The organism is Marinomonas polaris DSM 16579 (assembly GCF_900129155.1).
GTDB lineage: Bacteria > Pseudomonadota > Gammaproteobacteria > Pseudomonadales > Marinomonadaceae > Marinomonas > Marinomonas polaris.
This window is the reverse complement of the sequence record NZ_FQVF01000002.1, coordinates 440,466-467,332: the sequence shown is the minus strand read 5'-3', so window position 1 is coordinate 467,332 and position 26,867 is coordinate 440,466. Positions and strand designations below refer to the sequence as shown.

Sequence of the window (26,867 nt, the reverse complement as noted above, 5' to 3'; positions counted from 1 at the left end):
TTAGTACGATGAGTCCATTATTATCACCCGAATCTCCTGAGCTAGATGATGTCCATTTCGCTCTATTAGCGAGTTATGCTAAGCATTTAGGACGAGCACCCAAAGCCATTCGTTTTGCGACCAATTCAGGAGAGCGTCGTTCACGACAAAAAGGTCATGGCATGGAAATGCTCGAACTTCGGGCTTATCAAGCCAGCGATGATTTGCGCCATATAGATTGGCGAGTGACGGCTCGAACAGGCCAAGCTCATACTCGACTTTATGCGCAAGAAAACGATCATCAACGGCTGTTATTACTGGATCTGTCTAGCAGCGCTTATTTTGGAACTCGTCATACCTTTATTGCCACACGCTTTATTCAGCTTGCAGGCATTATTGCGTGGCGCTCCAAACAGCAAGGCGACACTCTGTCTTATCGAATCACCTACGGCAACCAAGAACATGCAAGCAATAAATCTGGCACTCTGCCTACTCTTTTAAACTATTTAAAAGACGCGTCTAAGATAGAAAACCGAGCCAATGGCAGTAATGCGACCAGTATTTGGTCGAACACCTTGCTTACCAACAAAGCTCACAATAAAGATGTGATAATACTGACAGACAAACAAAGCTGGAATGATGACGAAGAAAGCGCATTAATGAAGCTGGCCGAGCACAATTCTGTTCACTGGATACAAATCATCGATAGCAATGTTTTTAATCTACCTGCTGGCCAATATCAGATGGCCGACAATAATGGCATTAAACCCGTGACCATCAGCAAAAACAGTATGCAACAAGCGAAAGCTGATTTCCTCTCACAAAATACGTTGATGCGTAAAAAGCTGGCTTCTTTTGGCATTCGCCACCAAATATTTGATATCACCGAATCACCTGAAAAAATCGCTCGTTATTTACTTTCACAAGGAGCGTTACACTAATGCCTGCTGCACAAGCACCTCTACAACCAGCAACACAAGCAATAGACTTACCGCACAAAGCTTACCTGCTGCCCCAATCTGTCCCAATGTGGCCGCCAGTTTGGTGGACTTGGCTTATTGTAGCTGCCATTATTTTATTCATTATAGGCTTGTTCGTCTTATGGTATCGACGCCACAAAAAGCGCACTTACCGACGGGAAGCTTTGTATGCCGTCACCAATACATCGAGCGAGCTTAGCGATAAAGACTGCATTTTACTTTGCCACGAAATGGTTCGACGCTGCCTTATTAGTGAAGGCAAAACAGAAACCGCCGCTTTGCCCAGCAAGACCTTGTTTGAAACGTTAGACAAATCCATGCCAGCAAAACGACAATTTTCTTCTCTTGGCTGCGAGTTTATCGATGGTCCTTATAGAAGCCAGATTGAGCTAGAAACAGAACAACGCAACACTATGATAAAAAACACTTGTTATTGGATAAGGAAACACCATGCTTGAATTGTCTTGGCCTTGGTTCCTTCTTCTTTTACCTTTGCCCTTTATTATGTATTTTCTGCCAAAAGCCAAACCAAAAGGCGACGGTATTTGGTGGGGTAATACGGAACAGTTAGTCAACCACCAAGATGGCAAAGCGATACCTAAACGCCCAGCTTTGCGTTACGCCTGCCTATTGGTTTCTTGGATTCTGCTGATTTTTGCGATGACCCAACCGGTTTGGTTAGGCGAACCGACAAAAGTCACTCCGTCAGGTCGAGACTTGCTCATTGCTCTCGATTTATCTGGCAGTATGCAAGTTACCGACATGGCGCTCAACGGCCAACCGGCAAACCGATTAGAAGCCGCCAAATCTGTTTTGTCTGACTTTATTCAAGAACGCCGCGGTGATCGTATTGGTATTATCGTTTTTGGCTCAAAAGCCTATCTACAAGCACCACTAAGCTTTGATACCAAGACGATTAATCAGCTCGTGCAAGAAGCTCAAATTGGTTTTGCTGGTGAACAGACGGCCATTGGCGATGCCATCGGACTGGGCATAAAGAGACTCGAAGACAAACCCTCCGATAAAAAAGTGCTTATTTTAATGACGGATGGCGCGAATACCGCAGGTCGAGTCCAACCACAACAAGCCGCCGCCTTTGCCGCCTCACAAAACGTAAAAATCCACACCATAGGCATTGGCGCAGACAGCATGATTGTACAAAGCTTCTTTGGGCCCAAAGCCATCAATCCTTCAAGCGATCTAGACGAAACGCTATTAAAAAACATTGCCGCACAAACAGGTGGTGAATACTTCCGCGCCAAAAGCACCGAAGATCTACAAGCCATTTATCAAACACTTGATGCGTTAGAACCAACTCCTGCCGAAGATATTTGGCAACGACCACTGACCAGCTTGTTCCATTGGCTAGGTCTTGGCTCGATTATCTTTCTAGGTTTGGCACTACTCGCCAGCAAGCAACTTACATTGAATAGTAGCTTTTTTCATAAAAGAATCTCGCGCAAAGGAGGTCAAGCATGATGCTTTTTGACTTGATTCATTTTGAACGCCCCTATTGGCTTATTTTGTTACCGATAACCTTACTACTGGCGTATTTCATCACAGGAAAAAGTTCGAATAAAAGCACGCTAAATAAAGTGGTTGATCAGCGTTTGATGCAGCATTTGGTTTATCAAAATACATCCAGCAATGTGAATAAATGGTTCGGTTTAGCAGCAATATCGTTATGTTGGATTAGCTTAGCTGGCATCAGCTGGACGAAAGCACCAACCACAATGTTTGAAAATACCCAGAAAACGGTGTTGGTTGTCGATCAATCATTGTCATTGTACGCAACCGATATTAAACCCAATAGACAAACTCAGTTAAAGCAAACTATTCGAGATATCTTGGCTCAAAGTAAAGAAGGCGATATTGCACTGGTCGCATTTGCTGGCGAAGGCTTTGTTATCAGCCCTTTTAGCCAAGACAGAGAAACCATCACCCATTTTTTGCTCGCATTAGATCCGATCATCATGCCGACGTATGGCAGCAACCTGACCAGTGGTATTGAAACCGCATTATCTCTTAGCAAAGACGACGCCACGCCACTGCATCTTATTGTGTTAACCGACGACCTTAGCGAACAGGATAAGACGGCAATCCCTACGTTATTTAAAGGCAAAAACGTACAGTTGGATTTAGTGGCTGTTGGCACAACGAACACATCATTGATCAAACTACCTGACGGTCAAATCTTGAGAAAGAATGGCAGGAATGTCATGCCAGTAACACCTATCATAGACTTAAAAAACCTCACTACATCTCTTGGCGGGACATTTCACCAAGGACGCTTAAGCTCTCAAGAGCTCGCGCAGATCACCAATACCGCATTGGATAATCAGCAAACCCAAAAAGCACAAAATAAAAGCATACACTGGATAGAACAAGGCCAATGGCTTGCTTTACCCTTTCTATTTTGGCTGGCATTTCAGTTTCGCAAAGGCATGCTTTATATGCTGCTGGTTAGTGTCATTTATTTGCCTTCAGAGAAGCTACAAGCTTCACCTCTTGATTGGTTTTTGACGCCAGATCAAAAAGGTCAACAAGCTGTGGATCAGGGCAATTGGCAAGCTGCAGATCAATACTTTCAGCAACCAGAGTGGAAAGCAGCCTCATCGTACGCTTTAGAAAATTATCCTGAAACAATTCAGCAGCTAGAAAACCTAAATAGAAATTCGGCAGAAAATTATAATTTGGGTAATGCGTTGGCATTATCAGGCGATACTGAACAGGCTATTCGAGCCTATGAAAAAGCATTGGAACAAGACCCTTCACTAAAAGCCGCCAAAGACAATCTCGATTACTTAAAAAAACAGCAACAAGAACAACAAAAGAAAGACCAGCAGAAAAAAGAACAGGAAAAATCTAAACAACAAGACAAAGAGAAGAATCAAAACAAACAACCCAACCAGTCTGATGCAGATAATAAAAGCGATCCTGAGGATAAAAACGATTCAAAAGATCCGTCTGACTCAAAAAAAGATAATAAAAAGAACGAAAAACAAGACAAAAACAAAACACCTGAGGATAATAAGCAAGATGAAAACTCAGACGAACAAAAACAGAAAAAGCCTGAAAACACACAGTTAGACAAAGAAAAAACACAAGCGCTGAGCCAGTGGCTAAGACAAATCCAAGACGACCCAGGATTACTACTGCAACGCAAGCTCTGGTATTTACACCAAGAAAAGCGCAATGAAAATCGATTTTCGCAAGAGGATGGGCAAAACCCATGGTAATAAAGCAATACTTCCTTTCATTAATATCGCAAAACAAGCCAAGTCGCTTGTTTTTCTCACTAATGACGACCCTGCTTTTTATTACATTATCAAGCTCTATTCATGCCGCCAGCGTTACTGCAACTCTCAATAAAAACGTTTCAACCGAGAACGAAGTCGTCCAACTGACTTTACGTGCTGATTTTTCAGACACCGGGAACGGGCCAGATCTAACCCCCTTAGAACGCGATTTTGATATTTTGGGTAAAAGCCAAAATAGCCAATTTAGCTTCAACTTAGGCACCAGCACTGCTTTAAACTTTTGGGTTGTCACCTTGATGCCAAAATCTGTCGGCACGGTTGAAATTCCGCCGATTAAAATAGGCGATCATGAATCCCAACCAATTAGACTGACCATAAAAAGCTCTCCGCAGCTCTTGGACGGCAATGGTAATCCGCCTGTCATGCTAAAAACGGAAGTCTCTGAAATAGAGCCATACCTTCAGCAAGAAGTCATATTGAGCGTCAAACTTTATACGTCAGTTGCACTTCAGAATGCGAACAGATCAGTTCCTTCGCATCCTGATCTTGTCATTGAAAGACTTGCTGACGACCAGATGAATTATCAAACGGTTAATGGCACACAATATCAGGTGATTACGCGGGACTATTTAGCGTTTCCACAGCGTAGCGGTCTATTAACAATACCACCTCAAAGCATTCAAGCAATGATCAACACATCAACTGGCAGAAGAATGATTAAGGTTCAAAGCGAACCACTCAACCTGCAAGTGACTCCTATCCCAGCCAGCTACACGGGTGATGCTTGGTTACCTAGCAGCAAGGTAACTGTATCGACCTCTCTTGATAAGTCGAATGATGCCCCAAGAGTGGGCGACACACTTATTTGGACCATTAACATCAGCGCTAAAGGTGCGCTGCCAGAACAGATTCCAACACTAGATTTTAACAGTACTCGCAAATACAAACTCTATCCAAAACCACCAAAGTTTGATAACCAAAAAACGGCCAACGGTGTGACTGGCAGCCAAAGCATAACGGTTGAAGTGGTGCCAACAGAACAAGGCCCCCTTACACTACCAGACATCAATATCACCTATTGGGACACTGAAACAAGAACAATCAGTACGGCCAGCGCCTCAACAAAAAGCATTGAAATAGCGCCATTACCAAGTACTTCAAGCAAGGCAAATGACGCCACAGCAAACAAACAAACAATCAGTGAACCATTACCAGCACAAACTCGCTCGGTTGCCCCAATATCTTTGGCTAAAAAAACCATAGAAAAAACCACGCAACCGACCCAGTCAACACCTGAAAATGGATTAGATCTAGAAGTACTACAAACTGAAGATGGCTTTTCACTGCGTCATTACCTAATTGCTGGATTACTTTTCTTGGCAGTGTCCATGCTAACTATATGGGCTATTATTTGGTTCAAGCGCAAAAAAACACAGCCAGATGACATTTACCAAGTCCCTACATTGCAAGAATTTGCGCCACTCAGCACTTCTGACGAACAAAGTGCCTACAACGCGCTAATTGAATGCTGCCAGCAAAACAGCCTCCAATCTTTAAGACCAAAACTTTTAGAGTGGGCCCGCCATCGCTGGGGAGACAATGAAATTCGCAGTGTAGATGACATAAAACGCCTAACTTCCGTTCAAGTGACCCAACTTCTAATGGAAGCGGAATTAATGCTGTACTCAAACAATCCAGCACATGAATGGCAAGGAGAACCTCTTGCCAATGCACTTGAAGAGTACACAAGCGGACAAGCTAAACCTTCGCAGGCTAGTCAGCTAAAAACACTTTATCCAAACTTTTAATGAATGCTATTGCAAAAAAGGACCAACATGATGACACCATTTCAAACAGGCATTATTGCCGAAGCCTCAAGTGACGCCCTTTTTATTACATTCAATGTAAATAGATCAGAAATCAACACCCTTAAAAACGCCTTAGCAGCCGCTCCTGCGCTTATTGAAGAACTCCAAGCACAATTCCCAGCAGCAGAGCTACACGCTGCTATAGGCCTTAGCGATCTAATTTGGGATAAACTAGACACTACGCGCCCACAACTTCTTGCCACTTTCCCTCATATCACCGGCAAAGATATTGAATTCACACCAACAGATGTTGATCTTGTTCTTCATATACGCTCATCTCGCCATGATTCAACATACCAGTTAGCTAGCGTTCTTTTTAAAGCCTTTGGAAATAGCGTCACGTTAGTCGACGAAGTCAGTTGCTTTAAGTATTTAGATAATCGTGATTTGACTGGTTTTGTGGATGGCACTGAAAACCCAGCTGGCGAACAACGCAAGGCAGTGGCTCTAGTCGGCGATGAAGACCCAAGGTTTGAACATGGCTCATACTTCAATTTAATGCGTTTCATTCATGACTTAGAAAAATGGGAAAAAGAAGATATAAAAACTCAAGAAGATATATTTGGACGAACTAAGCACACAAACCAAGAATACCCTTCAGCAGAAAAATCCGTTCACGCTCATACCAAGCGCACCTCACTAAAAGATGAAAATGGCAACTCGATGGAAATCTTGCGCCACAGCATGCCATTCGCCTCTTTAACGGAAAAAGGTCTTATGTTTGCTAGCTACAGCAAGACGCCAGTGATTTTTAATCTCATGCTGGAAAGCATGGTGAAAGGTGACGAGAACGGCAACACAGACCACCTAATGAAGTACACTCGCGCCACAACAGGACAAGCATTCTTTATACCTTCAAACCAATGGTTAATGTCTCTTTCTAACAGCAAGTAAAAAAATTCACCCATTAGAAATTTCAAGCAAATAAAAAAGCCACTCAAATTTGAGTGGCTTTTTTTGCAAAAACTGTTGTTTATCTTTCTATTTTTGCTTTATTTTTTAGGTAGTCTTGTTGACCTTGAGTGCTAAGAGTCGCTTGAGTCTGATTCAAGTAACGCTCATAAGCTAGCTTCTGATCATCAGGAACCGTCGCATTACCAGCATCAACCTTATTTAAGCGAATCAAAGCCAAATCACCATTAGACAAACCTTTTACTTCAATAACAGGCTTGCCATCTGGATGAGGCAAAGAGAAAGCCAATGATGTCATTTCATCTTGACCACGCTTAGCATCTTTTACAGAAGTCCACTTGGTATTGCTTGCACTCTTCGCTTTTTCAGCTTTAGCGCGCAGTGACTCTACCGCTTTGTTTTGCACCACGATAGAAGCAACCTGCTCTTTGGTTTCTTCATAAGACTGGAAAGCTTCTGGCTTGTGATCATTTAAATGCAGCACAACCACCTGATCATCGCTCAGCTCAACCAAGTTGCTGTTCTGACCATCTTCTAAAACAGGCGCGCCAAACGCAGCAGCAATAACTGCAGGATTACTAGTGACCTCATCAGAGCCGCCATCACGACCAAAATACGCACTTTGAAGTACATCAACACCGTATTCTTTTGCAATAGCGTCTAACTTATCACTCGCATAAGCCAAATCAGTAATATCTTCATGAGCCGTCAGCAAAGCATCTCTTGCTTTGTCTTCACGTAACTTTTGCTGCAACTCTTCTTTTTTGGAAGCAAAGCTTGGTACATCAGGTTTTGAAATATCATCCAGTTTGATTAGATGGTATCCATACTGACCTTTAACCGATTTAACTTCGCCTTTTTTCATAGAGAAAAGCGTATCGTCAAAAGCAGAACCCATAATGCCTTTTTCGACATAACCCAAATTACCGCCATCTTTATTCGAACCAATATCATCTGAATATTTAGCAGCCAAATCAGCAAACTTAGCACCTGCTTTAAGTTTAGCCTCTACTTCTTCAAGACGTTTTTTAGCTTCGTCATCGCTACGATCAGATGTTTCAATAAGGATATGTGACGCTGATCTTTCTTCTTGCGCCAAAACAGAAATAGAAGCCTGATAAGCATCTTGCAACTCAGCATCTGTAATTTTTACTTTACCGTAAAAATCAGAGCTCGAAATCACAACATAATTTACCTTAACTTGCTCTGGCGTTTTGAAGTTTTCTTTATTTGCTTCGTAATACGCTTTTAGCTCATCGTCTGACACACTAGTATTTTCTGACTCATCAGCCAAAGAAAAAGACACATAATCGTATGTTCTTTCTTGAGACTGTAGTTTAGAAACACTGTCTACTTGATAAGGCAAAACAAACTCTGAGCCAGCAATAGCATTACGAGGCTGCTGGATCAAAACATCTTGTTTAATACGCTCTTTAAAGGCCAACGGAGTGAAACCAAGAGAACGAATAAAGTTAAGATATTTATTTTGATCAAATTGACCATTCGTTTGGAACTGTTCAGCTTGCAGCAAATAAGTATTTACTTGAGCATCTGAAACCCCCAAACCCAAGCCTTTTGCCTGATTAGCTAATACAACACGCTGAACCAACTCATCTAAAGCACGACGCTGCAATAAGTTATCTTCCAGTAATGCAGGATTAACTTGCCCACCCATCATTGAAATTAATTGACGGCGTTGAGTTTCAGCACCTTGCAGCATTTGCGTACGGGTAATATCTACACCATCCACTTCTGCTACGGTATCTGACGAATTAAAGCTAGTAACCAAGGCGTCTACGCCAAATAGAGCAAAAGTCACAACGATAAAACCAACTATGATCTTTACCACAATGCCTTGTGACTTATCTCTGATATCCTGGAGCATTACTGCCTCCAAATGAGTTAATTAAATGACAAATAAAAAAGGTGTATTCCGCTTGGAATACACCTTTTGTGTCTAATGGCGGAACAGACGGGACTCGAACCCGCGACCCCCTGCGTGACAGGCAGGTATTCTAACCAACTGAACTACTGCTCCAAAAACATTAGTTTACAGCGTCTTTAAGACCTTTACCGGCTTTAAAGCCAGGAACCTTCGCTGCTTTAATTTGGATTTCCTCACCAGTTTGAGGATTACGGCCTGTACGCGCCGCACGTTCTTTAACTGCAAAAGTACCAAAACCAACTAGTGTAACCTGGTCACCTTTTGCCAAAGCAGCTTCAATTGCTTTCAAAGTAGCATCAAGTGCATTGCTAGCAGAAGCTTTAGATAAATCAGCAGACGCTGCAATAGCATCAATCAATTCAGATTTGTTCACGTTGTACCCCTTCAGTATTTTCTTGGTTCCTTAGTGTTTTTTCGGCGCAGTATAAATGACTACCGACAAGGCCGAGCCAGCAGTTATACAAGCCCAGCCTATCCCCTGTCAACACAGGTTATGCCTTTAATGATGACTTACAGTTTCTTGTTCATCAACAGTTTTTTCACTTGAAGGCAATGTTTCTACCTTTTTTGGTGAAGGAATGTACTCCAAAGCAATATCAAGCACTTCATCAATCCATTTGACAGGGATGACTTCAATGTCTGCCTTGATATTATCAGGAATTTCCTTTAGATCACGAGCATTTTCTTGAGGAATAATCACAGTTTTTATTCCTCCCCTGTGAGCCGCCAGAAGCTTCTCTTTCAGCCCACCTATGGGTAACACTTCCCCACGTAGCGTAATCTCACCAGTCATGGCCACAGAGGCCTTAACAGGTATCTTAGTTAACACAGATACGATGGCTGTACACATAGCAACACCAGCACTTGGACCATCCTTAGGCGTGGCACCTTCTGGAACATGCAAATGAAGGTCTGTTTTTTCATGGAAATCTTCATCAATACCAAGACCAGTTGCTCGACTTCTAACCACTGTCAAAGCCGCTTGAATGGATTCCTGCATAACATCACCAAGTGAACCAGTCTTAACATGACGACCTTTACCCGGTACACCAGCCGCCTCAATGGTCAATAATTCACCACCTACAGACGTCCAAGCCAAACCTGTCACCTGACCGATTTGATTTTTTTCTTCCGCTTTTCCATAACTAAATTTATGCACACCGGAAAAATCTTCCAAATTAGCACTTATTACTTCAACCGCTTTTGATTCTTTATTACTACTTAACGCCTGTTTTTTGACAACACGACGGCAAATTTTACTTAGCTCGCGCTCTAAACCACGAACACCAGCCTCTTTTGTGTAGTAACGAATCACATCCATCAAGGCATCATCTGTCACCTTAATTTCACTTTCTTTAAGGCCTGACAACTTGATTTGCTTAGGTAGTAAATAGCGTTTTGCGATATTCAACTTCTCATCTTCGGTGTAACCCGGAATCCGAATAACTTCCATACGATCCAGAAGTGGGCCAGGAATATTCATACTATTTGATGTACAAATAAACATCACATCAGATAGATCAAAATCAACTTCAAGGTAATGATCATTGAAAGTATGATTTTGTTCTGGATCAAGCACTTCCAAAAGCGCAGAAGCTGGATCACCACGTTGATCCATCCCCATCTTGTCAATTTCATCCAACAAAAACAGCGGATTCTTAACTTTCACTTTCGCCAATTTTTGCAACAACTTACCTGGCATAGAACCGATATAAGTACGACGATGTCCTCGTATCTCAGCTTCGTCACGAACACCACCAAGCGCCATACGTACGTACTGACGATTAACCGCTTTCGCAATCGATTGACCCAGCGAGGTTTTACCTACACCTGGAGGCCCAACCAAACAAAGTACAGGACCTTTTACTTTTTTCACTCGCTGCTGCACAGCAAGAAATTCTAGAATGCGCTCTTTGACATCCTGAAGACCATAATGATCTTGGTTCAACACTTTTTCAGCGTAAGCTAAATCATTACGAACTTTACTGCGTTTTTTCCAAGGTAAAGATGTTAGCCAATCGATATAGCCTCGAACCACTGCAGCCTCTGCTGACATAGGTGACATCATGCGCAGCTTTTTCAACTCACCTTCGGCTTTTTCTTTTGCCTCATCGGACATTCCAACTTCAGCAATTTTTTCTTGCAGCTGATCTAATTCATTACTGCCATCTTCCATATCTCCAAGCTCTTTCTGAATGGCCTTCATTTGCTCATTCAAATAGTACTCACGCTGACTTTTTTCCATTTGCTTTTTAACACGGCTTCGAATACTTTTTTCAAGATGAGCAATATCAAGCTCGCCATCCATCAGGCCAATCAAATATTCTCCACGACCCGTTAAAGAGTCTATTTCCAATACTTTTTGCTTATCTTCAAGCTTGAGGCTCATATGGCCCGTAATATTATCGATAAGCTTGGCAAGATCATCGATAGACTTTAAAGAAGCGACCACCTCTGCAGGAATACGTTTACTTCCCGCTACGTATTCGTCTAGCTGCTTAAGCAAAGCATTACGAATAACACCATGCTCTGTTTGATCCTCTTCTTGTAGATCAAGCTCAACGATGCGGCCTAAGACAAAACCATCCGCCTCTTCTATTTTTTCGAGACGAGCACGCTTGCTACCTTCAACAAGAACCTTAACTGTTCCATCAGGTAGCCGCAGCAATTGCATTACTTTCGCCGTCGTACCAATAGAATAAAGATCCTCTAAAACTGGATCATCTTTAGAGGCATCCTGCTGAGCAACAAGAAATACATGTTTATCATTTTCCATAGCAGACTCTAGCGCTGCTATGGATTTAGCGCGACCAACAAATAACGGCAACACCATATGGGGATACACGACCACATCACGAAGTGGCAACATTGGCAGTAGCAAAGAATCTGTCATATTTTTTTCCAATCCGGGCACATAAAGAAAAGCGCACTTTTATATTTCAACATTGATTAGGAAAGAGATAGGGGCGAAGCCCGAAATTACAAGCACTATCACCATTTGAATTTAGCCTACACAACACTTTAAAGCGAAATATCATAAAAAAAGCCGAATTCAAGCAATAAAACTTAAACTCGGCTTTTTTATTTAATCATCAAACTTTAAAGAATTATGCGTTTTTAGCCAACTCTTCTTTTTCCAACACCATCAAAGGTGCAGTCTCTCCACGAATTGAAGTGGCATCCATAACAACTTTTACCACATCATTACGAGTAGGAAGCTCATACATGCTATCCAATAGAGCTGACTCTAAAATACTACGCAAGCCACGAGCACCAGTTTTACGCTCCAAGGCCAATTTAGCAGCCTCACGCAAAGACTCAGGTGTAAATTCCAGCTCAACACCTTCTAACTCAAACAAATGCTGATACTGTTTAACAAGCGCATTTTTAGGCTGACTTAAGATCGTCATCAACGCCTCTTCATCCAATTCTGAAAGTGTCGCCACAACAGGCAAACGACCAACAAACTCTGGAATCAAACCGAATTTAACTAAATCTTCTGTCTCTACACGGTGAACCGCTTCAGAAAAGGATCTACCCTCTTCTTTACTTTTCACGGTTGCAGAAAAACCAATACTACTTTTTTCTGTTCTATCACTGATAACACGCTCTAAACCTGCGAACGCACCACCACAAATAAACAAAATATTGGATGTATCGACTTGCAAAAACTCTTGCTGAGGATGCTTACGACCACCTTGCGGAGGAACAGAAGCAACAGTACCTTCAATTAGTTTTAGCAAAGCCTGCTGAACACCTTCGCCAGACACATCACGTGTAATAGAAGGGTTATCAGACTTTCTTGAAATTTTGTCTATTTCATCTATATAAACAATACCACGCTGTGCTTTTTCTACATCGTAATCACAGTTCTGCAATAGCTTCTGAATGATGTTTTCAACATCTTCACCAACATATCCTGCTTCCGTCAATGTAGTCGCATCAGCAATAGTAAAAGGCACATCTAGAACACGAGCAAGAGTCTGTGCAAGAAGCGTTTTACCACTACCTGTTGGACCAATTAGCAAGATGTTACTCTTACCTAGTTCAATACTAGTGTCCGATTTTCCCTGATGACGCAAACGCTTATAATGATTATAAACTGCCACCGCCAAAACACGCTTAGCTTTGTCTTGGCCAATAACATAATCATCAAGCGCCGCACTTAGTTTAGATGGCGTTGGCAACTCATCTGCAGACTCACCATCCTCAGTAATCTGAGATAGCTCCTGCGTAATGATGTTATTGCAAAGATCGACACACTCATTACAAATATAGACTGAAGGCCCTGCAATAAGTTTTTTTACTTCGTCTTGGCTCTTTCCACAAAAAGAGCAATACAATAACCGATCGGAGTGGTCGCCACGGCTAAATTTATCATCCGACATTTATTCCACCCTTTTCTTAAACTATTCGTTTCTGCAAGATATCATCAATCAAACCGTAGTCTTTTGCTGTTTGTGGATTCATGAAGTTATCACGGTCCGTATCAATAGCAACTTGCTCAATTGGCTTACCAGTATGAAAAGAAATAATTTCATTCAATTTATGTTTGATACTTAAAATTTCACGTGTATGAATCTCAATATCAGAGGCTTGCCCCTGATAACCACCTAAAGGCTGATGAATCATAACGCGCGAATTTGGCAAACAATAACGTTTACCAGCAGCACCAGCTGTTAACAACAAAGCACCCATACTCGCTGCCTGACCAATACACATTGTACTAACATCTGGCTTAATGAATTGCATCGTATCATAAATAGACATGCCAGCAGTAACAGAGCCACCCGGAGAGTTAATATACAAATGAATGTCTTTATCCGGATTTTCTGACTCTAAAAACAATAACTGCGCTACAACCAAGTTGGCCATGTGATCTTCAACTTGACCAACCAAAAAGATCACTCGCTCCTTAAGTAAGCGCGAGTAAATATCAAATGACCTTTCTCCACGAGCGGTCTGCTCAATAACCATTGGGACAAGACCATTACTTGTGATTGCAACAGGACCGGTAGTCGGGTTCATCAAATTCATATCGCATTCCTTAAAACAAAAAAGTCGACATAGCAAACGCTATGTCGACCTTATTAAAAAAGATAAGACTTGTCTTATGCTTCTTCCCCAGCCTCTTCAGCTTGGGCATTTGGCTTGATAGCGTCTTCATATCCCAGAGTTACTTCAGTAACCTGAGCAGATTCTAACAGTTTATCAACAACTTGCTCTTCAAGTACAGCAGATTGAACTTGAGCTAGTTGTTCTTTGTTCTTTAAGTAGAAATCAATAACTTGTTGTGGCTCTTGGTAAGCTTGAGCCATGTCTTCTAAGAAAGAACGAACACGGTCGTTATCAACTTTCATGTCATCTTTCTTGATAACTTCAGAAATCAACAAACCTAGCTTAGCGCGTTTTTTCGCTTCTTCTTGGAACAATTCAGCAGGTAACTGAGATGCATCAAAACCTTGACCGCCAAACTGCTGAGCAGCTTGTTTGCGAAGTGCGTCAACTTCTTGATCAACAAGAGCTGAAGGAACTTCCACCTCATTGATTGAAGACAAACCTTCAAACAAAGCGTTTTTAAGTTTTGACTTAATTGCTTGATTTAGCTCACGCTCCATATTCTTACGCACTTCTGCACGTAAAGCAGCAACAGTCGCTTCTTCTAGACCAAACTTCTCAACAAAAGCATCATTTAGCTCTGGAAGGATTTGTTCAGCAACTTCAGAAACAGTAATTTTGAAAGTAGCTTCTTTACCTTTCAAGTTTTCAGCTTGGTAATCTTCTGGAAAAGTCACTGCAATAGAGCGCTCTTCGCCAGCTTTAGCACCTAGGATACCAGATTCAAAACCTGGGATCATAGTATTAGAACCCAAAACTAATTTATGACCTTCAGCAGCGCCGCCGTCGAAAGCCTCATCACCTAGATAACCAACAAAATCGATTGTTACTTGATCGCCGTCCGCAGATGCGCGCTCAACAGCAGACCATTCAGAATTTTGCTTACGCAAAGTTTCCAACATTACATCAACGTCTGCATCAGTTACTTCAGATACAACGCGATCAACTTTAATCGTAGCGTTATCAGCCAAGGTAACTTCTGGATAAACTTCTACTTTAACAACAAACTCAAGATCAGCGCCTTCGGCAAAGTTCTTAGGTTCAATTGAAGGCATGCCTGCAGGCTGAATAGATTCTTTTTGAATCGCTTCAACGTAAGCATCACGCATAATTTGTTCTACAGCATCAAGACGAATACCTTGACCGTAACGTTTTTTAACAACACTAACAGGCACTTTACCTTTACGAAAACCATCTATACGAATTGTTTTCGCTGTTTTAGCCACTTCAGAATTTACTTTTTCGTCAACACGAGCAGCTGGAACACTAATTGTTAGAACGCGCTCAATTGGAGACGTTGTCTCTACAGAAACTTGCATAAAACTTCCTCTCGGGAACCTGCTTTAATTTGTTGGCAATCTCGTTATTAACAAGACATCTATTCAATTACAGCCAACAAAACCTAAATAATAATTTAATTAAAGTAATGGACTGAAAATGGTGCTCCGTACTGGATTCGAACCAGTGACCTACCGCTTAGAAGGCGGTTGCTCTATCCAACTGAGCTAACGGAACAAAGATCATTACATTTCATTTGGTGGGCTATTATAGGGATGGAATAGCAATCGTCAACCAATAGACATAAAAAAGCCCAGTAAAACTGGGCTAAAAATGACTATTTGAAGCTATGGAACCGAGAATAGTTAAAATTCACTACTCCGCAGCACAAATATCACAAAAGGAACGAGATAAATAATACAAGCAGCCACCCTAAAAAACAAGGCACATGCGCCAAAAGGAGCCACGTTGCACCGTGTTTGTGCAATGTGCATTAAAAAGAAGTTTTTAATAAAATATTTAAGCCTATGTTATTGTAGTAGCCAACTTAAACAGAGCTTGATCACCATGCCAGAACGTCTAATTTATTTTTTTCTTGTCTTCAAACGTTATGGATACTTAACAATAACAAGATTCAAACATAGCAACCTTTCACAAAAAGCAGCACAACTAACTCTATCGAGCCTACTAGCCGCTGTCCCTATCATAACTATTATTGTTGGAATACTAAGCTTCACGCCAGCATTAGAAGCAATGCAAGCACAACTATTCCAACTCATTGAACAGCATCTAGCACCCGGCTCTAGTGACATAATGATGCCTTATTTAATTAAGTTTTCTGCGCAGACTAAAAATCTTCCAGCGGCAGGACTTGTTGCTCTTGTTTTAACCGCACTATTACTACTAAATAGCTTTGAAAGTAGCGTCCAATCCATCTGGGAAATCAAAAAGGCCAGAAAAATTAGAGAGCGGTTACTAATATACTGGGCCATACTAACCTTAGGCCCAATCATTTTTGCAACATCACTAAGCCTATACGGCACGCTTATATCAATGCAAATACAAGGTACACAAACAAATGCATGGTTTGACAATCTATTAGAACTTGGCGGCATTACATTGTATTTCTTAATGTTATTGACACTGAATTATTTAACACCAAATGCTGAAGTTTCATTAAAGTGGGCTTCAATATCTGCTCTTGCAGGTAGCATCGGCCTCTTCATCTTAAATACGATATTCAGCTCATTTGCACAATTTTTCAGCAGCTACCAAGTAGTTTATGGCGCGTTCGCAGCCATCCCTATCTTTCTTATCTGGCTGCAAAGCTCATGGTTAGTAGTGCTCGCATCGATTTGCCTTTGCGCCACACTGCACAACATAAAAAACACAACTCTGCAGAAAAACTTAGCATCCGGTCAGGATTAATGTAAAATCCCGCAAATTTTCCACAACAGGGCTTACCATGACGAATACAATCAACGACCTAAACAAAATTTTAGATGAGGCGGATTGCTTAGTTGACGAAGCAAAACTTAACGAAGCCCTTGATAAGATGGCAACACAAATAACGGCAGACCTAGCAGAAAAGCTCCCTCTTGTTCTTTGTGTTATGAATGGCGGATTAATTCCAACAGCCGCTTTGATAGAACGCTTAAACTTTCCATTAGAACTCGACTACATTCATGCCACTCGATACGGAATGGAAACAGAAGGTGCCTCACTTAATTGGCTAAGCTACCCACAAACGAGCCTTAAAAACAGACACATCCTAGTTGTAGACGATATTTTTGATCAAGGACACACCTTACAAGCGATTGCTAAATGGCTAGAAGACCAAGAAACAAGCGGCGTATACACTGCGACCGTTATTAATAAATTACACGACCGCAAAACAAACATGACTCCAGATTATGTCGGAACAGATGTTGCTGACAGGTTTTTATTCGGCTACGGAATGGATTACAAAGGCTTCTTCAGAAACCTAAAAGGCATCTACGCTATTAAAGACAGTTAATTCAACATCAAATGGCAGACAAAAAAATACCCACTTCAATGAAGTGGGTATTTTTATAACAAACTAAAACACTCGATTAAAACCATTGAGCGCCGCAACTCGATAGGCTTCTGCCATAGTTGGGTAGTTAAAAGTCGTATTCAAAAAATACTTCAAAGTATTCTGTTTACCTGGCTGCTTCATAATCGCTTGGCCAATGTGAACAATCTCTGACGCTTGGTCACCGAAACAGTGAATCCCCAGCAACTCTAGCGACTCACGGTGAAACAAAATCTTCAGCATCCCAACCGCCTCACCTGTAATTTGCGCGCGAGCTGTGTTCTTAAAGAAAGCGCGACCTACTTCGTAAGGCACTTTTTCAGCCGTCAATTCAGCCTCCGTTTTGCCCACTGAGCTTATTTCAGGAATTGTATAGATACCTGTCGGCACTTCACTAATGAACTCACCACCAGGAGAACCAAACATATTAGCTGCAGCAGCACGACCTTGATCATACGCCGCACTAGCTAAACTTGGCCAACCGATAACATCACCTGCAGCATAGACGTTCTCAACCTGCGTTTGATAGGTATCATTTACTGCTAATTGCCCGCGACTATTAACCTCTAAGTTAATTGACTCTAGACCCAAGTTATCGGTATTACCGGATCGACCATTACAGAACAACAAAGCATCTGCGCGTAATTTTTTACCTGACGCCATATGCATCACAACGCCACGCTCTGTTGTTTCAACAGAATCATACGTTTCATTATGACGAATCAAAACACCACCATCACGCAAGTGATAACTCAACGCATCTGTAATCTCATCATCAAGAAAGCTCAATAATTTTTTGGCTGGATTGATTAGTTCAACACGCACACCTAAACCACAAAAAATAGACGCATACTCACAACCAATTACACCCGCACCATAGATAATCAAAGAACGCGGAGTATGACTCAAACTTAAGATAGTATCGGAACAATAAATACGAGGATGCGAAAAATCGATATTGGCTGGACGGTATGGACGTGAACCCGTTGCAATTACGACTTTCTTTGCCTCTAAAAGTTCTGGCCCTTTCTCATAGGTATTTACTTCTATCGTATTCGCATCTTTGAACTTACCTCTACCAAAGTAAATATCAATTCGGTTACGAGCATAATATTCTGTACGCCCCATAACCTGCTTATCAATTACTCGATTCGCACGATCCAAAACTTTTGGAAATGAAAACCAACGAGGCTCACCGATATCACGGAACATTGGGTTAGTATTGAAGGCAATAATTTCCTTAACAGCGTGACGCAATGCCTTTGATGGAATGGTCCCTAAATGCGTACAACTTCCGCCTACTTGCGAACTCGCCTCAATAACAGCCACTCTTTTGCCAGCCTTCGCAGCACTCATTGCAGCACCTTCTCCGGCAGGACCCGTGCCTAACACCACCACATCATAATGTCTCGTCGTCATAATACCCTCTTCACTGTTCAATTATTTAGATGCGTCGTAAAACGTGTCATCAGAGACTGTTGCCGCCATACCTTTTTTCGTTTCTTTCTCGCACTTACCCTTGTCTCCACCACAAATATCGCAGGCAACTTCCATTCCTAAAGCGCTCATGCCACCACAAGAACCAGAAATAGGTTTTCTACCCATCAACACACCGACAGACATAGCAGTAACCAATAAAAGCATAAGGACAAATGCCAAAATAATCGTCAACATATGATTTCTCCTAAAAAATAAAAATATATAAAGTTCAATTACTCTAAATAAGATTTAAAAGCATCAGATGGATGCTCTTCAAAACCAAAATCTGTTTTCACCAACAAATAAGCCGCAATACCATTTTGTTGAGCAAACTCAAAACCCTTTTCAGGACCAAGCACAGTAATTGCTGTAGCAAGACCATCAGCCATTGTTGTCGTTTTATCTACTACAGTAACAGAAACTAGCCTGTGCGTAATTGGCCGCCCCGTAACAGGGTTAATAGTATGAGAGTAACGCACACCATTTTTTTCAAAATAATTTCTGTAATCTCCAGATGTAGCAACAGCAAAATCAGTCACAGATATAATACGCTCTGCAATATCATGCCCACCTGCAGGACTTTCGATCGCTATTTTCCAAGGAGTTCCATCGGGCTTTAAACCTTTGGATATTATTTCACCTCCCACTTCAACCAAATAGCTCTCTATCCCTCTATCTTGAAGCACTCGTGCCACTACATCAACGCCATACCCCTTAGCAATAGAGGACAAATCTACATAGATGTCTTTTTCTTTGGTCAAACGACGGCCATCAAGCTTTAAATAGTGATAACCCACTCGCGACTTCGCCTCATCAATCAATTCTTGACTAGGCACTTTATCTTCACGCTTCCCTGGTCCGAACCCCCATAGGTTAACCAAAGGCCCGATAGTAACATCGTATTCACCGCCACTCATTTCACTAATAAGCAACGCCTTATCGATAACATAAGCCATATCTTCACTAACATTAGCAGATTGGCCTTCAGGCAGCTTGTTAAAAAGCGAAAGCTCTGAATTAGGATCGTAAGTCGACATGAGTTTATTAACTCTAACCAGCGCAGCATCAACATCATCCTTCAAATCCGAAGAATTATTAACGTCTTTTGTAGTAAAAAACTTCACTGTATAGGTTGTGCCCATTGTAGGGCCAGAGAAACTAGCTAATTCAGGAGTGAAAACAGAAAGACGGTACACGACCGCAATAGCGATAAGCAGGAAGGCTGAAAATAGTATTTTTTTACGCATATAAGGTCTTTTTAGTCGCCAATAAAATAAAGACCCACCTAAAGGTGGGTCTTTATTCAGGTGCTAGCCACCGAAATCATCAAGTAGGATGTTTTCTTTTTCTACACCTAGATCTTCTAACATCTTAATTACAGATGCGTTCATCATTGGAGGTCCACACATGTAGAACTCACAATCTTCTGGAGCAGGATGGTCTTTTAGATAACTTTCATAAAGAACGTTATGAATAAAGCCAGTTTTACCTTCCCAGTTATCTTCAGGCTGAGGATCAGAAAGCGCCAAATGCCATTCGAAGTTGTCATTCTCTTCTTGAAGCTTATCGTATTCCTCAGAATAGAAGGCTTCACGTACGCTACGAGCACCGTACCAGAATGAAATCTTACGTTTCGAATTCAAACGCTTAAGCTGATCAAAGATATGTGAACGCATTGGCGCCATACCAGCACCACCACCAACAAACACCATTTCAGCATCAGTATCTTTGGCAAAGAACTCACCAAATGGACCGTATACTTTTATCTTATCGCCAGGCTTAAGACTGAACACATAAGAAGACATCTGACCTGGCGGTAAATCATCTTTACCTGGAGGCGGTGAAGCAATACGGATATTAAACTTCACAATGCCTTTTTCTTCAGGATAGTTCGCCATTGAGTAAGCACGAATAACGGTTTCATCTACCTTGGATACGAACTTCCAAAGGTTAAATTTATCCCAGTCACCACGGTACTCTTCTTCAATATCAAAATCTTTGTAATACACAGTATGCGCTGGCGCTTCAAGCTGAACATAACCACCCGCACGGAAATCAACGTTTTCGCCTTCAGGCAATTTTAACGTCAACTCTTTAATGAAGGTCGCTAAGTTAGGGTTTGACTCAACAGTACATTCCCACGCTTTAACACCAAACACTTCTTCAGGTACCTCTACATCCATATCTTGCTTCACAGAAACTTGACAAGATAAGCGATAACCTTCTTTTTCATCACGACGAGTAAAGTGAGACTGCTCAGTAGAAAGCATAGAGCCACCACCACTTGTCACCTTACATTTACACTGCGCACAAGTACCACCACCGCCACAAGCAGATGATAGAAAAATGCCACTGTTCGCCAAAGTTTGTAGCAACTTACCACCAGCAGGTGCAGTTACTTCCTTTTCACCATTGATGCGAATTGTAACGTCCCCAGTACTTACCAAGCGCGCACGAGCAGCAAGGATAATTGCCACTAACGCAAGCACGATAGCTGTGAACATCACCACACCTAGAATAATTTCTAAGTTGACCATGTTAGTTAAACCTTATTCTTGGTTGTCTAAATGGGCAGCCAATTAAAGCTGCACACCAGAAAATGACATAAAACCTAAGCTCATTAGACCAACAGTAATAAACGTGATACCAAGACCACGAAGACCTGCAGGAACATCTGAATACTTAAGCTTCTCCCGAATACCAGCTAGCGCAGCAATTGCTAACGCCCAACCAACACCAGCACCTACACCGTAAACAAGACTTTCACTAAAGTTATAGTCACGCTCAACCATGAACAAAGAAGCACCCATGATGGCACAGTTCACTGTGATAAGTGGTAAGAATACACCCAACGCGTTGTATAACGCAGGCATGTATTTATCTAAAGCCATTTCCAAAATTTGAACGACAGCAGCGATAACACCAATGTAGCTCAACAAACCTAGGAAGCTAAGATCAACACCAGGCAAGCCTGCCCACTCTAGTGCACCATCGATCAATAGATTCTGGTACAACAAGTTGTTAAGTGGAACAGTAATCGCCAACACAACAACAACGGCAATACCCAAACCTATCGCTGTTTCTACTTTTTTGGACAAAGCCAGAAAAGTACACATACCAAGGAAAAAAGCCAACGCCATGTTTTCAACGAAAACAGCCTTAACAAATAGACTTATTAAATGTTCCATTTATAGCGCCTCCTGAGAACGAGAATTCGCTGCGATCTTAAACTCAGGCTCTTCTACTTGCTCTTTCTTATAAGAGCGCAAAGCCCAAATAACCAAGCCAATAACAAAGAACGCACTTGGTGGAAGCAACATCAAACCATTAGGTTGGTACCAACCACCATTCTGTACAGTGGCAAAGATCTCAAAACCAAATAATTTACCGGCGCCTAGCAATTCACGGAAAAAAGCAACAACGATCAACATCGCGCTGTAGCCCAAACCGTTACCAATACCATCGACAAAGCTCATCACAGGACCATTCTTCATCGCAAACGCTTCTGCACGCCCCATTACGATACAGTTCGTAATAATAAGACCAACGAATACAGAAAGCTGCTTACTAATCTCAAAAGCAAACGCTTTCAAAATCTGATCCACCACAATTACCAACGAAGCAATGATAATCATCTGAACAATGATACGAATACTGTTTGGAATATGGTTACGAATAATCGCAATAAAGAAGCTCGAAAAAGCCGTTACTAAGGTCAAGGCTATTGCCATAACCAAACTAACCTTCAGACTACTTGTTACAGCCAATGCAGAACAAATACCCAAAATTTGCAAAGCAATTGGGTTATTAGCAAGAATTGGCCCAAAAAGGACTTTTTTCACATCAGACATTATTGAACTCCTTCGCTACGCAGTTGCGATAAGAATGGTCCAAAACCTTCTTGACCTAACCAGTATTGAACAAGATGAGTAACACCACGACTTGTTAGTGTTGCACCAGATAAACCATCTACTTTATAAGCAGCTTTAGGGTCTGAACTATCAACACCACCTTTTACAAGATGGATAACAGCTTCGCCTTGCTCATTGTAAATTTCTTTACCTTTCCACAACGCTTTCCAATTAGGATTGTCTACTTCACCACCCAATCCAGGTGTTTCGCCTTGGTCATAGAAACCAAAACCAATCACTGTATTAAAGTCATTTTTCAAAGCCATAAAACCATACATAGTTGACCATAAACCATAGCCATGTACAGGAAGAATGATTCGATCAATGCTATCACCAGACTTCACAAGATAAACAACTGAGAAGTTTGAGCGACGCTTAATTCCAGCTGGATCTTGTTCACCTTTAAGGGCAATAGATAGCTTAGGATCTTTCGCGGCAGACTTTTGGTCAAAGGTAGCAGCTTTAATACCTGCTGCTTGCAGCTCTTCCTGCGTTGCAAATTTACCAGTTTGTAAATTAACAACACGAGATTCAACCGATTCGAAAATCTCATCAACCGACTTACCGGATTCAAGCATGCCAGCTGCAGATAAAATATTACGTTTACGGTCTAAATCTTTATTGGTGTTCTGAATAGGCTTAAGGCCTACCGCTGCCGCTGCAACAAAAATAGAACAAACCAAACACAAAGATAAAGCAACTATAATGGTCTTTTTAATACTATCGTTACTACTAGCCATTGCGTGCAATCCTCCGTTTAATGTTCGCCTGAACAACAAAGTGATCAATAAATGGAGCAAACAAATTCGCGAATAGAATTGCTAACATCATACCCTCTGGGTATGCAGGGTTAACAACACGAATCAGTACAACCATCAAACCAATCAGAGCGCCATAGAACCACTTACCACGATTCGTCATTGATGCAGATACTGGATCAGTCGCCATGTACATCATACCGAAGGCAAAACCACCTAAAACAAGATGCCAGTACCAAGGTGTAGCGAACATAGGATTAGTGTCAGAACCAATTACGTTAAACAACGCAGAGGTTAGTACCATACCCAGCATAACGCCAGCGACGATTCGCCAAGCAGCAATTCGCATTACTAACAATGCACAACCACCAATTAGGATCGCTAAAGTAGAAGTCTCGCCCATTGAACCTTGAATAAAGCCAAAGAATGCATCAGACCAAGCAACAGTTAAACCAGCAACGCCATCAGCTGAAAGCTGACTTAGTGCTGTTGCACCAGAGAACCCATCAACCGCTGTCCAAACCGCATCACCAGACATAGAAGCTGGATAAGCAAAGAATAGGAAAGCACGACCAGCCAATGCAGGGTTCAGGAAGTTTTTACCTGTACCACCAAACACTTCTTTCGCCAACACAACACCAAAACTAATCCCTAAGGCAACTTGCCATAAAGGAACGGTTGCAGGTAATGACAACGCAAAAAGAATGGAAGTAACAAAGAAGCCTTCGTTTATCTCATGCTTACGCACAGAAGAAAACAATACTTCCCAAAAACCACCCACAACAAAGGTAACAAGATAAACAGGCAAAAAGTACATTGCACCGTAAATCATATTGCCCCAAATGCTTGAGGCATTATAGCTAGTCAGACTACCAATAATGGCATGACGCCAAGAGTCAGCAGGCGCTACTCCCATTGCTTCCATAGCAGTATTGGCTTGCAAACCAATGTTATACATACCAAAGAACATAGCTGGGAATGTACACATCCACACCAAAATCATGATGCGCTTCATATCCACAGCATCACGAACATGAGAGCCATTTTTGGTCACAGAACTTGGGCGGTAAAAAATAGTATCTACAGCTTCGTAAAGCGCGTACCACTTTTCGTATTTTCCACCTGAGTGAAACTCAGGTTCCATTTTATCGAGTACTTTTCTAAGCCCCATGAATTAACCCTCTTTCTCTATTAGAGTTAGGCAATCCCGAAGGATCGGGCCATATTCGAACTTACCTGAGCAACTGTAAGTACACAAAGCCAAATCTTCATCATCCAACTCAAGTGCACCAAGCTTTTGAGCTTGCTCCGTATCATTCACAACCAACGCACGTAGCAATTGTGTTGGCAAAATATCAAGCGGCATAACGCGCTCAAAATTACCAAGAGGCAACATGGTACGATCACTACCATTTGTCGTCGTTGTCATATCAAATGATTTCTTACCAGTAAGCTTAGACAAGAACACATTCATAATAGAATGTTTTTCTACACCAGCACGAAGATAATGCATCATTTGACGCTCACGACCTTCAAGCAATACAGATACTTGATTGTGGTAGCGCCCCAAGAAAGCAAAAGGCCCAAAAGCGTTACGACCAGAAAGAACAGAACCAGAGATAACTCGGTTATCACCTTCTGCTAATTCACCTGCCAACAGATCATCTAAGCTTGCACCAACTTGAGTACGAACTAAGCGAGGCTTTTTAACCTGTGGGCCAGCCACAGCGATAACCCGCTCAACACTAAGCTCACCAGTAACAAAAAGTTTGCCGATAGCAACAACATCTTGGTAATTAATAGACCAAACTGTTTTCTTGTCGCTGACTGGATCAAGGAAATGAATGTGCGTACCAGCTAGACCAGCAGGGTGCACACCAGAGAACTCTTCAACTGTCACATCAGACGTTGTAGGAATTTTCGCACCAGGCGCTTTACATAGAAAAACCTTACCTTCAGTCAAACGAGTTAACACGGTAAGACCATCTGCAAATGCTTCCGCCTGATCAGCAAGCACGACTTCAGGAGAAGCAGCCAACGGATTAGTATCAATTGCGGTAACAAAAATGGAATTCGGCACTGAAGCAATTTCAGGCACTTTCGAGAACGGACGCGTACGGAATGATGTCCACAATCCAGAATTCACCAGATTATCTACAACCTTACTACGTTCTAAAGATTTTAGTTCAGAGCCAGAATAAGCAGCGAAGGTTTCGGACTCATTACCTTCAACACTAATAACAAGCGACTGAAATACACGTCGTGCGCCACGGTTAATAGCAGCTACAGTTCCAGAAGCAGGAGAAGTATAGTTAACACCCTCCGTTTTCTTGTCTGTAAAGACAACCTGACCTTTTTTGACTTTGTCCCCTTCCTTGACAAGCATGGTGGGTTTCATTCCATGAAAGTCTGGACCAATCACAGCAACTGTTTTAGCAGCAGCAGCCGTCTCAATCACTTGATTGGGAGCACCTGAGATCGGTAGATCTAGGCCTTTTGTAATTTTATACATATGTTCTGCCCAACAATAAATTGAACACAAAAAGCGTAATGCGTAATGTTCACACCCCCCTCCGGGAAAACATGCATGAACGAACAACTAACCTTAAGGTAATTGTAAAACGCAAACTCACTTCACCAAAAAACCGACGTATTATAAAGATCATTCCCCCCATTGACCAGCTCATGAGGCGGTCTTTAAGCACCAACTTTTACTTAAAAGTACTACTTCATCCTTATTCCATGATGTAAAGCCGTAAAAAATACTTTTTTTTGTTATTTTATTACACGCTTCGACGCAACATTGCCAATCAACGCCAGTTAGATTAATTAAAATGGAGCAAGGCAATCCAAACAGTGCAATCCAACGTACTTTAGTTAGTTGCCATACATGATTGAAAACGACACAATATCGCCTAATAAATGAATAGGCTCAAAAACACGGAAGCACAACTATGATCAAACCAGAAGCTCAAATTCATATTAAAAATTTACGTCTAAGAACCTATATTGGATTCAATGAGTCTGAAAAACAAAACAAACAAGATGTTGTTATTAACGCTTGGATACATTACCCAGCCTCTCAAGCCTATGACACAGATAATGTTGAAAATGCGGTAAACTACCGAACTATCTGTAAAGAAATGATAGCCCACACCGAAAGCAATCGCTTTCTTTTACTCGAAAAGCTAACCGCAGACTTGCTGGAACTTTGCATGACGTCAAATAATGTTACCTTTGCAAAAGTTGAAGTTGCAAAACCACACGCATTACGTTTTGCAGACTCTGTATCCTTGACGCTATCCGCCACTAGAGAACAATAA

At 41.7% G+C, this 26,867-nt stretch carries 24 protein-coding genes and 2 tRNA genes; 9 read left to right on the top strand and 17 right to left on the bottom strand.

What is annotated here, in order from left to right; all coding sequences use genetic code 11:
- Positions 1–8 precede the first annotated feature (8 nt).
- From BUA59_RS02035 to BUA59_RS02010, 6 genes are read left to right on the top strand one after another with little or no spacing between them, the layout of a single operon-like run.
- Complete coding sequence (locus BUA59_RS02035) at positions 9–920, top strand: DUF58 domain-containing protein (protein ID WP_072838038.1); 912 nt, start codon at positions 9–11, stop codon at positions 918–920.
- Positions 920–1,417 carry a DUF4381 domain-containing protein gene (locus BUA59_RS02030; protein WP_072838037.1) on the top strand — a complete coding sequence of 166 codons (498 nt, stop codon included), beginning with the start codon at positions 920–922 and terminating at the stop codon, positions 1,415–1,417. The genes BUA59_RS02035 and BUA59_RS02030 overlap by 1 nt, the downstream gene beginning before the upstream one ends.
- Positions 1,410–2,438, top strand: coding sequence for a VWA domain-containing protein (locus BUA59_RS02025; RefSeq protein ID WP_072838036.1), 1,029 nt, complete (start codon positions 1,410–1,412; stop codon positions 2,436–2,438). Before BUA59_RS02030 ends, BUA59_RS02025 begins: the two co-directional genes overlap by 8 nt.
- Positions 2,435–4,198 carry a VWA domain-containing protein gene (locus BUA59_RS02020; RefSeq protein WP_072838035.1) on the top strand — a complete coding sequence of 588 codons (1,764 nt, stop codon included), beginning with the start codon at positions 2,435–2,437 and terminating at the stop codon, positions 4,196–4,198. Before BUA59_RS02025 ends, BUA59_RS02020 begins: the two co-directional genes overlap by 4 nt.
- A complete protein-coding gene (locus tag BUA59_RS02015) occupies positions 4,192–6,027 on the top strand; it encodes a BatD family protein (protein ID WP_072838034.1) in 1,836 nt (611 codons plus the stop codon). Before BUA59_RS02020 ends, BUA59_RS02015 begins: the two co-directional genes overlap by 7 nt.
- A 27-nt stretch (positions 6,028–6,054) precedes the next feature.
- The gene (locus BUA59_RS02010; protein ID WP_084122090.1) at positions 6,055–6,981 is read left to right on the top strand and encodes a Dyp-type peroxidase; all 927 of its coding nucleotides are present in this window, start codon (positions 6,055–6,057) and stop codon (positions 6,979–6,981) included.
- Positions 6,982–7,060: 79 nt separating this feature from the next.
- On the opposite strand, the gene BUA59_RS02005 is transcribed toward BUA59_RS02010, so the two are convergent.
- From BUA59_RS02005 to BUA59_RS01970, 8 genes are all read right to left on the bottom strand, one after another.
- Positions 7,061–8,884, bottom strand: a complete 1,824-nt coding sequence (locus BUA59_RS02005; RefSeq protein ID WP_072838032.1) for a SurA N-terminal domain-containing protein — start codon at positions 8,882–8,884, stop codon at positions 7,061–7,063.
- A 76-nt stretch (positions 8,885–8,960) separates the two neighbouring features.
- Positions 8,961–9,037 (bottom strand) — tRNA-Asp (locus BUA59_RS02000).
- A 7-nt stretch (positions 9,038–9,044) separates the two neighbouring features.
- Complete coding sequence (locus tag BUA59_RS01995) at positions 9,045–9,317, bottom strand: HU family DNA-binding protein (protein WP_012069435.1); 273 nt, start codon at positions 9,315–9,317, stop codon at positions 9,045–9,047.
- A 126-nt stretch (positions 9,318–9,443) separates the two neighbouring features.
- Positions 9,444–11,837, bottom strand: coding sequence for an endopeptidase La (lon, locus tag BUA59_RS01990; protein WP_072838031.1), 2,394 nt, complete (start codon positions 11,835–11,837; stop codon positions 9,444–9,446).
- A 214-nt stretch (positions 11,838–12,051) separates the two neighbouring features.
- Entirely contained in the window at positions 12,052–13,332 is a 1,281-nt protein-coding gene (clpX, locus tag BUA59_RS01985) for an ATP-dependent protease ATP-binding subunit ClpX (protein WP_072838030.1), read from the bottom strand.
- Between the two features lie 16 nt (positions 13,333–13,348).
- Positions 13,349–13,981 carry an ATP-dependent Clp endopeptidase proteolytic subunit ClpP gene (gene clpP, locus BUA59_RS01980; RefSeq protein WP_072838029.1) on the bottom strand — a complete coding sequence of 211 codons (633 nt, stop codon included), beginning with the start codon at positions 13,979–13,981 and terminating at the stop codon, positions 13,349–13,351.
- Positions 13,982–14,055: 74 nt separating this feature from the next.
- A complete protein-coding gene (tig, locus tag BUA59_RS01975; protein WP_072838028.1) occupies positions 14,056–15,381 on the bottom strand; it encodes a trigger factor in 1,326 nt (441 codons plus the stop codon).
- Between the two features lie 119 nt (positions 15,382–15,500).
- A tRNA-Arg gene (locus BUA59_RS01970) sits at positions 15,501–15,577 on the bottom strand.
- Positions 15,578–15,907: 330 nt separating this feature from the next.
- Between BUA59_RS01970 and BUA59_RS01965 the strand changes: the two genes are divergently transcribed.
- Positions 15,908–16,768: a YihY family inner membrane protein gene (locus BUA59_RS01965; protein ID WP_072838088.1), complete on the top strand. Its 861-nt coding sequence runs from the start codon at positions 15,908–15,910 to the stop codon at positions 16,766–16,768.
- 37 nt (positions 16,769–16,805) lie between these two features.
- Positions 16,806–17,357 carry a hypoxanthine-guanine phosphoribosyltransferase gene (locus BUA59_RS01960; protein ID WP_072838027.1) on the top strand — a complete coding sequence of 184 codons (552 nt, stop codon included), beginning with the start codon at positions 16,806–16,808 and terminating at the stop codon, positions 17,355–17,357.
- 63 nt (positions 17,358–17,420) lie between these two features.
- Here the strand turns inward: BUA59_RS01960 and sthA are convergent, their stop codons facing one another.
- The 9 genes from sthA to BUA59_RS01915 all read right to left on the bottom strand — a co-directional run bounded on the left by sthA (position 17,421) and on the right by BUA59_RS01915 (position 26,056).
- Entirely contained in the window at positions 17,421–18,815 is a 1,395-nt protein-coding gene (gene sthA / locus BUA59_RS01955) for a Si-specific NAD(P)(+) transhydrogenase (protein ID WP_072838026.1), read from the bottom strand.
- 21 nt (positions 18,816–18,836) lie between these two features.
- On the bottom strand, positions 18,837–19,070 hold the full coding sequence (gene nqrM, locus BUA59_RS01950) for a (Na+)-NQR maturation NqrM (protein ID WP_072838025.1): 234 nt from the start codon (positions 19,068–19,070) through the stop codon (positions 18,837–18,839).
- Between the two features lie 38 nt (positions 19,071–19,108).
- Positions 19,109–20,122, bottom strand: a complete 1,014-nt coding sequence (locus BUA59_RS01945; protein ID WP_072838024.1) for an FAD:protein FMN transferase — start codon at positions 20,120–20,122, stop codon at positions 19,109–19,111.
- 63 nt (positions 20,123–20,185) lie between these two features.
- Complete coding sequence (gene nqrF / locus BUA59_RS01940) at positions 20,186–21,412, bottom strand: NADH:ubiquinone reductase (Na(+)-transporting) subunit F (RefSeq protein ID WP_072838023.1); 1,227 nt, start codon at positions 21,410–21,412, stop codon at positions 20,186–20,188.
- Between the two features lie 42 nt (positions 21,413–21,454).
- On the bottom strand, positions 21,455–22,063 hold the full coding sequence (gene nqrE, locus BUA59_RS01935; protein WP_072838022.1) for an NADH:ubiquinone reductase (Na(+)-transporting) subunit E: 609 nt from the start codon (positions 22,061–22,063) through the stop codon (positions 21,455–21,457).
- Entirely contained in the window at positions 22,064–22,726 is a 663-nt protein-coding gene (locus BUA59_RS01930; protein ID WP_072838021.1) for an NADH:ubiquinone reductase (Na(+)-transporting) subunit D, read from the bottom strand.
- Positions 22,726–23,526: a Na(+)-translocating NADH-quinone reductase subunit C gene (locus tag BUA59_RS01925; RefSeq protein ID WP_072838020.1), complete on the bottom strand. Its 801-nt coding sequence runs from the start codon at positions 23,524–23,526 to the stop codon at positions 22,726–22,728. Before BUA59_RS01925 ends, BUA59_RS01930 begins: the two co-directional genes overlap by 1 nt.
- Positions 23,519–24,715, bottom strand: a complete 1,197-nt coding sequence (locus BUA59_RS01920; RefSeq protein WP_072838019.1) for an NADH:ubiquinone reductase (Na(+)-transporting) subunit B — start codon at positions 24,713–24,715, stop codon at positions 23,519–23,521. The genes BUA59_RS01925 and BUA59_RS01920 overlap by 8 nt, the downstream gene beginning before the upstream one ends.
- Before the next feature lie 3 nt (positions 24,716–24,718).
- Positions 24,719–26,056: a Na(+)-translocating NADH-quinone reductase subunit A gene (locus BUA59_RS01915; RefSeq protein WP_072838018.1), complete on the bottom strand. Its 1,338-nt coding sequence runs from the start codon at positions 26,054–26,056 to the stop codon at positions 24,719–24,721.
- Positions 26,057–26,498: 442 nt separating this feature from the next.
- Here BUA59_RS01915 and folX point away from each other — a divergent pair, with 442 nt between their 5' ends.
- Complete coding sequence (gene folX, locus BUA59_RS01910; protein WP_072838017.1) at positions 26,499–26,867, top strand: dihydroneopterin triphosphate 2'-epimerase; 369 nt, start codon at positions 26,499–26,501, stop codon at positions 26,865–26,867.

Coding starts and splice junctions, on each gene's coding strand:
- clpP (WP_072838029.1), bottom strand. CDS start 13,981: ATGAATTTGATGAACCCGACTACCGGTCCTGTTGCAATCACAAGTAAT.
- lon (WP_072838031.1), bottom strand. CDS start 11,837: ATGACAGATTCTTTGCTACTGCCAATGTTGCCACTTCGTGATGTGGTC.
- BUA59_RS02035 (WP_072838038.1), top strand. CDS start 9: ATGAGTCCATTATTATCACCCGAATCTCCTGAGCTAGATGATGTCCAT.
- BUA59_RS02015 (WP_072838034.1), top strand. CDS start 4,192: ATGGTAATAAAGCAATACTTCCTTTCATTAATATCGCAAAACAAGCCA.
- nqrM (WP_072838025.1), bottom strand. CDS start 19,070: ATGTTGACGATTATTTTGGCATTTGTCCTTATGCTTTTATTGGTTACT.
- BUA59_RS01915 (WP_072838018.1), bottom strand. CDS start 26,056: ATGTATAAAATTACAAAAGGCCTAGATCTACCGATCTCAGGTGCTCCC.
- BUA59_RS01945 (WP_072838024.1), bottom strand. CDS start 20,122: ATGCGTAAAAAAATACTATTTTCAGCCTTCCTGCTTATCGCTATTGCG.
- BUA59_RS01925 (WP_072838020.1), bottom strand. CDS start 23,526: ATGGCTAGTAGTAACGATAGTATTAAAAAGACCATTATAGTTGCTTTA.
- BUA59_RS01920 (WP_072838019.1), bottom strand. CDS start 24,715: ATGGGGCTTAGAAAAGTACTCGATAAAATGGAACCTGAGTTTCACTCA.
- BUA59_RS02030 (WP_072838037.1), top strand. CDS start 920: ATGCCTGCTGCACAAGCACCTCTACAACCAGCAACACAAGCAATAGAC.
- BUA59_RS01965 (WP_072838088.1), top strand. CDS start 15,908: ATGCCAGAACGTCTAATTTATTTTTTTCTTGTCTTCAAACGTTATGGA.
- BUA59_RS02010 (WP_084122090.1), top strand. CDS start 6,055: ATGATGACACCATTTCAAACAGGCATTATTGCCGAAGCCTCAAGTGAC.
- BUA59_RS01930 (WP_072838021.1), bottom strand. CDS start 22,726: ATGTCTGATGTGAAAAAAGTCCTTTTTGGGCCAATTCTTGCTAATAAC.
- sthA (WP_072838026.1), bottom strand. CDS start 18,815: ATGACGACGAGACATTATGATGTGGTGGTGTTAGGCACGGGTCCTGCC.
- clpX (WP_072838030.1), bottom strand. CDS start 13,332: ATGTCGGATGATAAATTTAGCCGTGGCGACCACTCCGATCGGTTATTG.
- tig (WP_072838028.1), bottom strand. CDS start 15,381: ATGCAAGTTTCTGTAGAGACAACGTCTCCAATTGAGCGCGTTCTAACA.
- nqrF (WP_072838023.1), bottom strand. CDS start 21,412: ATGGTCAACTTAGAAATTATTCTAGGTGTGGTGATGTTCACAGCTATC.
- nqrE (WP_072838022.1), bottom strand. CDS start 22,063: ATGGAACATTTAATAAGTCTATTTGTTAAGGCTGTTTTCGTTGAAAAC.
- BUA59_RS01960 (WP_072838027.1), top strand. CDS start 16,806: ATGACGAATACAATCAACGACCTAAACAAAATTTTAGATGAGGCGGAT.
- BUA59_RS02020 (WP_072838035.1), top strand. CDS start 2,435: ATGATGCTTTTTGACTTGATTCATTTTGAACGCCCCTATTGGCTTATT.
- BUA59_RS02025 (WP_072838036.1), top strand. CDS start 1,410: ATGCTTGAATTGTCTTGGCCTTGGTTCCTTCTTCTTTTACCTTTGCCC.
- folX (WP_072838017.1), top strand. CDS start 26,499: ATGATCAAACCAGAAGCTCAAATTCATATTAAAAATTTACGTCTAAGA.
- BUA59_RS02005 (WP_072838032.1), bottom strand. CDS start 8,884: ATGCTCCAGGATATCAGAGATAAGTCACAAGGCATTGTGGTAAAGATC.